Origin of the sequence: Nonomuraea sp. NPDC050547, from assembly GCF_044457345.1 — a bacterium.
In the GTDB taxonomy this organism is placed as follows: domain Bacteria; phylum Actinomycetota; class Actinomycetes; order Streptosporangiales; family Streptosporangiaceae; genus Nonomuraea.
Genome location: NZ_JBITGW010000002.1, coordinates 287646 through 296304, shown reverse-complemented (window position 1 = coordinate 296304; position 8659 = coordinate 287646). Strand labels below are relative to the sequence as shown.

Here is an 8659-nt window from a genome sequence, read left to right as displayed (position 1 = left end):
AGGAGCACCACGGGACACTGGGCACGGAGCACCACGGGACACTGGGCACGGAGCACCACGGGACACTGGGCACGGAGCACCACGGGACACTGGGCACGGAGCACCACGGGACACTGGGCATACACCCACAGCCGACCACGGCTCACCCACCCACACCCCCACGCGGACCACGGTCCGCACGGGCACCCACCTCACGCAGGATCCGCCCCGCATAGGAGCCCCTTGGCGCGGCTCGGCCTCGGTGGGTCGGCGCTCATGCCACCCCGGCTCCGCGAACCCCATGCCCGCACGGACACTCCCCCGCGTGGACACACCACACGCGGAGACTCCCTCGCCTGGAAACACCCCGCGTTGGCACCGGCCCGTGGGGTGTCTCCGCGCGGGGACACCCCCATGACCACCGGCGTGCGAGCCCCGGCCGGTGCGGACGCCAGCCGGGCGTGGGCCTGCGCGCGTCCCGTGTCCGCCCCCGCCGGGCCCCGTCCTTCTTGGGCCGCCCCGGGGCCGTCTCGTGAGTGTGGGCCGGCGGGCATCCTAGGGCTGGTGGGTGGTTTCTGGGGTGCGGCCTGACAGCTTGGCCACTACGTCGGCGATGCGGATGGCGCGGTGGAGTTCGGCTCTGTGGAAGGCGGGGCCCACGGAGCGGGCCACCACGATGTGGAGTTCGGCGACGGGTAGCACCATGAGGCGCAGGTCGGCGCCGGCTCGGGCGGCGGGGCGCAGGGGCGGGTCGGGCAGGTCGAAGGCGGAGGGGGCGGCCAGGCTGGCATGCCGTACCACCCCGTCGGCCAGCGCGAGCGCCCAGTCGGCCCCGCACAGGCCGGGCAGGGCGTCCACCAGCGTCGCGAGCCCGCGCGCTGGGTCGGCGGCCACCTGCGTGAGGACGTCGTAGTCGGGCGCGGAACCCGGGACCTCCTTGGTCGGCCAGCAGCCCTCCACGCGCACGCCGGGCGCGCCGGACAGGCGGTCGCTCACCTCGCCCGCGACGGCCGGCCAGTTGACGGTGAACTCGTCCAAGGCCCGGCCGGCCTCGCGTTCGAGGACGGTCACCTGAAGGATGTCGGCGCCGAGCGCGCCCAGTGCCCTGGCTACCTGGCCCAGTCCGCCGGGCCGGTCCGGCAGGGACACTCTGATCCGAAGCAGCATCGTCCGCCCCCTTTCGTGAGGGTCCACGGTGCCGTGTCGAGGTTTCCACCACGTTCCACGGAGATGTCACGCATGATGCGGCTATCTCGCATTATTGCTGGTCGAACATCTGGGTGTAGAGCCTTTCCAGGGCGACCACCACCGCGCCGCGCAGTACCGGATCGCCCTCGACGGTTCCGGGCACCACCCGCGTGGGCAGCGGAATCAGCGCCGCCAGCCGCTCCTCCACCCTGGCCGCCAGATCTTCTCCCCCTGCCCGGCCGATGGTCCCCGCGAGGATCAGGACACCGGGGTCGAGCACCGCGCAGACGGCCCGCGCCCCGAACACGATCCGATCGGCCAGCTCGTCCAGAAACGCGGGTGGCGCCTGCCTGACAACCTCACCAAGCTCCTCCGCCCCCAGCCGCCCCCCGGCCAGGCCACGTGCCTGTGGGGCGTCGGGTGAAGGGGTGCGGGGATTGCGGTCAAAAGCGCCGGGGACAGCGGCCGAGACGCCGGATGTGTGGTCAGACGCTCCGAGCGGGGCGGCCGCGCCGCCGGGAGTGTGGGGTGCGGAGGAGCGTTCCGGCGAGGCGGGCGTGGCCCCGGACGGCGTGGGAGTGCCGCCCGGGACCTCGGGCGACGTGGGCGCGCCGCCGGGCTGGGCGGGCCTTGCCCCGGTACCGCCGGGCTGAGCGGCCGTTGGCTCGGCGCCGCCGAGCGGGGCAGGCGTTGGCTCGGCGCCACCGGGCCTGGCGGCCGTTGCCCCGGCTCCGCCGGGCTGGGCGAGCGTTGGGCCGGCGCCACCGGGCTGGGCGAGCGTTGGGCCGGTGCCGCCGGGCGGATTGGGCGTGGCTTCGTGTGGGGTGGGAGGGACCTCGGCCGGGGTGGGGGTACCGGTCGCCGGGGTGGGGGTACTGGTGGGTGGGGTGGAGGTACCCGTGGGTGGGGTGGAGGTACCCGTGGGTGGGGTGAGGCCGTGGGAATGGGCCAGAGCCAGGAGGGCGGGGCCGGCTATCAGGTCGGGGAAGGTGGAGCCGGTCAGGCCCAGGGGGAGGTAGGAGATTTCGCCGGCGCCGCCCGATCGGCCCCGGTGCAGGCGGCCGTTCAGGATGACGGCCATGCCGACGCCGGTGCCCAGCGACAGCAGCGCGAAGGTGGTTTCGCCTTGGGCGGCGCCCAGCCGGTGTTCGGCCAGGCCCACCAGGTTGACCTCGTTCTCGACCAGGACGGGCAGGCCGCCCAGGCGGGCGCGCAGGCCGGGCAGGAGGTTGTCGTGCCAGGTGGGCAGCGCGCCGACGTAGGAGACGTCGCCGGTCTCGGGGTCGATGAGGCCGGGGGTGCCGACCACGACGCCGTCCAGGCGGCCGGGCTCCAGCTGGGCGTCCAGGAGGGCGTCGGTGATGGTGTCGAAGACGAGCTGGTCGGGTTCGGCGGCCGGGTCGAGGGGGCGGCGGGCGGAACCTACCTGGTTGCCTGTCAGGTCGTTGACCGAGGCCAGTACTTCGCCTGCCCGCACCTCCACGCCCGCCACGTGCGCCCGGTCGGCGACCACGCCGTACAGGACGGCGTTCGGGCCGCGGCGCCGGGCCGGGGACTCGCCGACCGGGGTGATGAGGTTGCCGGCCTCCAGGCGGTCCACCAGATCGCCGATGGTGGCCCGGGAGAGCCCGGTGCGCTGCTGCAGCTCCGCTCTGGACAGGCTGCCGTGCTCCAGCAGCAGGTCGAAGGCCGCCCGGTCGTTGATGAGGCGGGCGGTGTGGGGCGAGGCGGTGCGCGGCATGGGCCAAGATGTACCACACAGCCTTTCTTTCTGGATACCATCCTGTTAATTTGCTGGCATGAGCGATCGATACGCACTCCTCGTCCCTGCTCCCCGGCACGCCGCGGCCCGGCCCGGCTCGTTCACGCTCGACGCGGGCACGCTTCTGCACGCGGAACCCGAGGTCGCCCACCTGGTACGGCGCCTCCTGCACCCCCTGAACCTGCCCCTCGCGCCGGGCTCCGCACCCGAGGGCGTGCTCTCGGTCCGGGTCGAGGACGGCGGGCGGGCAGGAGACGGCGGGCAGGCCGAGGGCTACCGGCTGCGCGTCTCCGGCGACGGCATCGCGATCACGGCGACGGACCTGGCCGGGGTACGGCATGCCGTACAGGCGCTGAAGCAGCTGCTCACGGCGGACGCGTGGCGGGCGGCGGCGCTGCCCGGACGGTGGGAGGCGCCGTGCGGCGAGATCGAGGACGCACCCGCGGTCGGCTGGCGCGGCGGCATGCTCGACGTGTCACGACATTTCATGACCAAGGGGGCGGTGCTCAAGTACGTCGACCTCCTCGCCATGCACCGCATGAACCGCCTCCACCTCCACCTCACCGACGACCAGGGCTGGCGGGTCGAGAGCCGCCGGCACCCGGCGATCAACCGCAGGTCCACGCACCGGCCCGACACGCTCATCGGCCACCGGCGCCACTCCAACGACTACGACGGCACCCCGCACGGCGGCTACTACACCCTCGACGACCTCGCCGAGATCTCCGCGTACGCGGCGGAACGCGGGATCACCGTCGTGCCGGAACTGGACCTGCCCGGCCACGCGTCCGCTCTGCTGGCCGCCTTCCCCGAACTCGGCACCGGCAGCCGCGAGGTGCTCGGCGGCTGGGGCATCTCGGCCGGGGTGCTCAAGCCGATCCCCGCCGCCGTCACGCTGGTGTGCGAACTGCTGGACGAGGTGCTGGAGGCCGTCGACACCCCGTACGTGCACCTCGGCGGCGACGAGTGCCCGACCGAGGACTGGCCGCTCGACCCCGAGGTGTCCGCGCACATGGCCGCGCTCGGCATCACGCGGGCGCGCGAGATGCACGGCTGGTTCCTGCGCGAGATCGGCGAACACCTGGCCACGCGGGGCAAGCGCATGATCGTCTGGGACGAGGGCTTCCAGAGCGGCGGCGTGCGCGCGGACTCGATCGTCATGTGCTGGCGCGGCGACGCGATCGCCCGCCAGGCCGCCGCGGCCGGGTACGACGTGGTCCGCGCCCCCACCTACCCCACCTACTTCGACTACGACCAGTCCACGCTGCCCACGGAGCCGCTGTCCATCGGCGGCCCGATCACGCTGGAGGACGCGGCGACGTTCGAGGTCCTGCCCGGCACCTGGTCGGAGGAGGAGCGCGGGCGCGTGCTGGGCGGGCAGTTCCAGGTGTGGCGCGAGTACATCCCGGACGACCGCCACCTCGACTACATGACCTTCCCGAGGGCGTGCGCGATCGCGGAGGCCGTGTGGTCCGGCCGCCCCGCCGACTTCGCCGACCTGACGCGCCGCCTGAGCGAGGCGCACCTGGCCCGGCTGGAGGCCGCGGGCTGCGAGTACCGCCCGCTCGACGGCCCGCACCCGTGGCAGACCGGCGGCACCGGCCGCCGCACCCGCGAGACCAACGACCCGCACCGCACCCGCCAGAACTGGCTCGCCTGGCGCGCCCAGCTTCCCCCCACCGACGTGCACGTCTCCGCCGTCGACCGCATCTGAACCTTCTCCATACGTTACGGCCCGGCCACCCCGCCCCCACCCCCGCACGGGGCTGGGGGCACTCCAGGAAAACGGCAGGCAGGCCGCGCGGGGCGGGCCGCCGTTACGCCCGCCCCGTGGGCCGGCCAAGTGGCCAAGCAACCACACGCGGCCACAGGCACACGCAAAAGGCGGAACCAGCGGGCCGGGGCGGATGGGCAAAGCCCATGGGGTGGAACCGGTGGCAGGGCGGATGGGCGGAACCAGCGGGGCAGCGCCGATGCGCGGACCCAGTGGGCAGGACCGGCGGGCAGGGCCGGCGAGCGGGGCCAATGGGCAGAGCCGGGCGGGCAGAGCCGGGCGGGCAGGGCTGTGGGTCAGGGCTTCAGGGTGGTCAGGACCGCGTCCAGGCGGCGGTAGCCCTCGCCCACCCCACGCTCCATGGGCGACCGGAGCGCGACATCCCGGACCTCCCGCGACGAGTAAGTGATCGTCGTGGTCAACGTGGTCCGCCCAGCGTGCTCGTCCAGGATCTGTGTGGTCAGCGACTCCCCCGCCACCCACTGGTCGTCGTACGACTCGGTGAACACCAGCCGCGACTCAGCCACGATCTCCCGATAAATCCCGCCATGCGCCATCTCCGCCCCACCGGGCCCGGCCGACACGTACCGCCACGCGCCGCCCACCCGCAGGTCGATCTCGCACCGCACGATCTGCCACCCCTGCGCCCCCAGCCACCGCGGCACCAGTCCGGGATCGGTCAGCGCCGCCCACAGCAGGCTCCGCGGCGCGTCGAACGGCCGGATCATGATGATCTCGGTCTCGCCGAGCGCCTCGACGGTGAGCGTCACGGCCGCTCCTTCAGCTCGTCCAGCAACGCGTCCAGCCGCTCGTAGCTCTCCTGCCAGAAGTCCCGGTAGTTCGCCAGCCAGTCGGTGGCCTCCTTGAGCGGGCGGGCCTCCAACCGGCAGGGACGGCGCTGGGCGTCGCGCCCGCGCGAGATGAGCCCGGCCCGCTCCAGCACCTTCAGATGCTTGGAGATCGCGGGCTGGCTCATCGCGAACGGCTCCGCCAGCTCGCCGACGGTCGCCTCCCCCGCGCGCAACCTGGCCAGGATGGCCCGGCGGGTCGGATCGGCCAGCGCGGCGAACGTGGCGTCCAGATGTTCATAACTGTCCAGTTCCATAACTAGACGGTTTTATACGACGCACCCATGCCGGATGTCAAGAGGACCTGGCCACCTGCGGACCCGAGCCGGTCGAGCCGCGCACGATCAGCTCCGGCTGGAAGACCAGCTCGGAGTGCCGCGGCGGCGCGCCACCGAACGCCTCCATCAACGTCTGCACCGCCGCCGCCACCATCGCCCTGATCGGCTGCCGGACCGTCGTGAGCGGCGGATCGGTGAACGCGATCAGCGGCGAGTCGTCGTAGCCGACCACCGAGACGTCGCCCGGCACCGAAAGGCCGCGCTCGCGGCAGGCGCGGATCGCGCCGAGCGCCATGAGGTCGCTGGCGCACACGATGCCCGTGCAGCCCTGGTCGAGGAGCTGGGCGGCGGCGGCCTGCCCGCCCTCCACCGAGAACAGCGAATGGGCCACCAGGCCGGGACCGCCCACGGCCTCCCGGTAACCCTCCATCTTCCTGATGACCGGGACGAACCGGGCCGGCCCGGCCGCCAGGCCGATGCGCGCGTGCCCGAGGTCCACGAGATGCTGGACGGCCAGCTTCGCCGCCAGCCGGTCATCGGGGGAGATGAAGGGCGCCGGCACGTCGGCCGCGAAGCCGTTCAGCAGCACGATCGGCACGCCCTGGCCGATCAGCTGCACGTAGCGGTCGGAGCGCGCGGCGGTGTCGGCGTGCAGGCCGGACAGGAAGACGATGCCGCTCACCCCGCGCTCGACCAGCAGTTCGGTGAACTCGTCCTCGGCCGCGCCGCCGGGCGTCTGGGTGCACAGCAGCGGCGTGTAGCCGTGCTGGACCAGCGCGCGCTCGAAGGCCTGGGCGAACGCCGGGAAGATCGGGTTCTCCAGTTCTGGCGTCACCAGCCCGACCAGTCCGGCGCTGCGCCGGCGCAGGCGGGGCGAACGCTCGTACCCCAGCACGTCGAGCGCGGCGAGGACGGCCTGCCGGGTCGCGGGCGAGACGCCCGGCCGGCCGTTGAGCACCCTGCTCACCGTGGCCTCGCTCACCTCGGCCTGGGCGGCGATGTCGGCGAGCCTCACAGCTTCGTGGCGCCCGCGGTCAGCCCCGTCACCAGGTGGCGCTGGACCAGCAGGAAGACCGCCGCGGCCGGGATCGCGATGAGCGCGGCGGCCGCGGTCAGCAGCCCCCAGTCCGACCAGTGCTGCCCGACGAACTGCTGGAGGCCGACGCCGAGCGTGCGCCTCTCCTCCTGCGACATGAACACGGTCGCGTAGGCGACCTCGCCCCAGGCGGTCATGAAGCAGTAGAAAGCGGTGACGGCCAGGCCGGGGCGGGCCAAAGGCAGCACCACCCGCCAGAACGCGCCGAACGGGCTGAGCCCGTCGACCATCCCGGCCTGGTCGATCTCCTGCGGGATGGTGTCGAAGTAGCTCTTCATCATCCAGGCGCAGAACGGCACCGCCACCGTCATGTACGCGATGACCAGCCCGGGAAGCTGGTTGAGCAGCTTGAGCGAGGCCATCAGGTTGTACAGGGGCACGATGAGGATCGCCACCGGGAACATCTGGGTGATCAGCAGCAGCCACATGACGCCCCGGTAGCCGGGGAAGCGGAAGCGGCTGATCGCGTACCCGGTGGTCGCGGCCAGGAACACGCCGAGCAGCATGGTCAGCCCGGCGACGAGCACCGAGTTGAGCAGCCACGTCGGGAACGCGGTCTCCGACAGCACCCGGCCGTAATTGCCGAGCGAGGGGCTGTTGAACAGCTCCAGCTCGGTCGAGAGCCAGCCGTCGCGCGGCTTGAGCGAGGTCAGGATCAGCCACACGACCGGGAAGATCGAGATCAGCGAGGCGACGATCAGCGTCGCGTGCAAGGCGATCGACGCCAGCGGGCTTCTCTCGCCCCTCTTATTCTGCTTTTTCACCACACCTCCCCGGTCTTGCGCAGGGCCCGCCGGTAGCCGAAGGCCATGAGCACGAGCAGCAGCAGGATGATGACGCCCCAGGTGGCGGAGCCGGAGTAGTTCCTGACGCCGGTGAAGGCCTCGCGGAAGGCATAGGTCACCAGGATCTCCGTCTCGCTGCCCGGTCCGCCGCCGGTCACGAGGAAGATGACGGGGAACATGTTGAACGTCCAGATCGTGCCGAGCAGGATCACCGTGCTGGAGACGGCCCGCAGCGACGGCAGCGTGATGTTGGTGAACCGCTGCCACGGCGAGGCGCCGTCCACCTCGGCCGCCTCGTAGAGCTCCTTGGGGATCGACTGGAGCCCGCCGAGCATGGCGACCATCATGAACGGCACGCCGAGCCACACGTTGACCGCGATCACCGCGATCCTGGCGGTGAACGGGTCGTTCAGCCAGCCCACCGCGCCGAGCCCGGCCGCCTCCAGCATCGCGTTGATGACGCCGTAGTCGCTGTTGTAGAGGTAACGCCAGATGAACGCGGCCACGAACGCGGGGATCGCCCACGGCAGGATCAGCAGCACCCGGTAGACCGAGCGGAAACGCAGCTTGCGGTGCAGGAGTACGGCCAGCCCGAGCCCCAGCCCGTAGTGCAGGGCCACGCAGGCCACGGTCCAGGTGACCGTCCAGCCGAGCTTGGCCCAGAACAGCCCGCTGCCGAGGATGTCCAGGTAGTTGTCCAGCCCCACGAACTCGTAGCGGGACGGGATGACGTTGACCCCGATCGTCCGGCCGACGTTGGCCTCGGTGGCGTCGGTGAGCGACAGGTAGACTCCGCGGGCCAGCGGCCAGCCGATCAGCACCGCCATGACGATGAGCACGGGGGCCACCATCGCCCAGGCGTACCAGTGGCGCAGCCAGGCCCGGCGCGGGCCGCGGGCACGCCCCGCCGCCCGCCGCCCCCGCTCAGATGCGCGCGAGTCCGGCACGC

At 72.5% G+C, this 8659-nt stretch carries 8 protein-coding genes; 1 reads left to right on the top strand and 7 read right to left on the bottom strand.

All coding sequences use genetic code 11. The features are described 5' to 3' along the window. Window positions 1-534: 534 nt before the first annotated feature. Both ACIBHY_RS05810 and ACIBHY_RS05805 read right to left on the bottom strand, forming a co-directional pair. On the bottom strand, window positions 535-1146 hold the full coding sequence (locus tag ACIBHY_RS05810; protein ID WP_397256296.1) for an ACT domain-containing protein: 612 nt from the start codon (window positions 1144-1146) through the stop codon (window positions 535-537). Between the two features lie 91 nt (window positions 1147-1237). Further along, window positions 1238-2908 carry an ROK family protein gene (locus ACIBHY_RS05805; RefSeq protein WP_397306062.1) on the bottom strand — a complete coding sequence of 557 codons (1671 nt, stop codon included), beginning with the start codon at window positions 2906-2908 and terminating at the stop codon, window positions 1238-1240. Between the two features lie 58 nt (window positions 2909-2966). On the opposite strand from ACIBHY_RS05805, the gene ACIBHY_RS05800 reads away from it, so the two are divergent. After that, a complete protein-coding gene (locus ACIBHY_RS05800; RefSeq protein WP_397306061.1) occupies window positions 2967-4643 on the top strand; it encodes a beta-N-acetylhexosaminidase in 1677 nt (558 codons plus the stop codon). A 356-nt stretch (window positions 4644-4999) separates the two neighbouring features. Here the strand turns inward: ACIBHY_RS05800 and ACIBHY_RS05795 are convergent, their stop codons facing one another. Genes ACIBHY_RS05795 through ACIBHY_RS05775 form a run of 5 tightly spaced genes read right to left on the bottom strand, consistent with a single transcriptional unit; the run spans window position 5000 to window position 8657 of the window. Further along, complete coding sequence (locus ACIBHY_RS05795; RefSeq protein WP_397306060.1) at window positions 5000-5473, bottom strand: SRPBCC domain-containing protein; 474 nt, start codon at window positions 5471-5473, stop codon at window positions 5000-5002. Next, window positions 5470-5808 carry an ArsR/SmtB family transcription factor gene (locus ACIBHY_RS05790; RefSeq protein ID WP_397256288.1) on the bottom strand — a complete coding sequence of 113 codons (339 nt, stop codon included), beginning with the start codon at window positions 5806-5808 and terminating at the stop codon, window positions 5470-5472. Before ACIBHY_RS05790 ends, ACIBHY_RS05795 begins: the two co-directional genes overlap by 4 nt. 37 nt (window positions 5809-5845) lie before the next feature. Continuing rightward, complete coding sequence (locus ACIBHY_RS05785; RefSeq protein WP_397306059.1) at window positions 5846-6844, bottom strand: LacI family DNA-binding transcriptional regulator; 999 nt, start codon at window positions 6842-6844, stop codon at window positions 5846-5848. Next, window positions 6841-7689 carry a sugar ABC transporter permease gene (locus tag ACIBHY_RS05780; protein WP_397306058.1) on the bottom strand — a complete coding sequence of 283 codons (849 nt, stop codon included), beginning with the start codon at window positions 7687-7689 and terminating at the stop codon, window positions 6841-6843. Before ACIBHY_RS05780 ends, ACIBHY_RS05785 begins: the two co-directional genes overlap by 4 nt. Beyond that, on the bottom strand, window positions 7686-8657 hold the full coding sequence (locus ACIBHY_RS05775) for a carbohydrate ABC transporter permease (protein ID WP_397256282.1): 972 nt from the start codon (window positions 8655-8657) through the stop codon (window positions 7686-7688). Before ACIBHY_RS05775 ends, ACIBHY_RS05780 begins: the two co-directional genes overlap by 4 nt. Window positions 8658-8659: the final 2 nt, after the last annotated feature.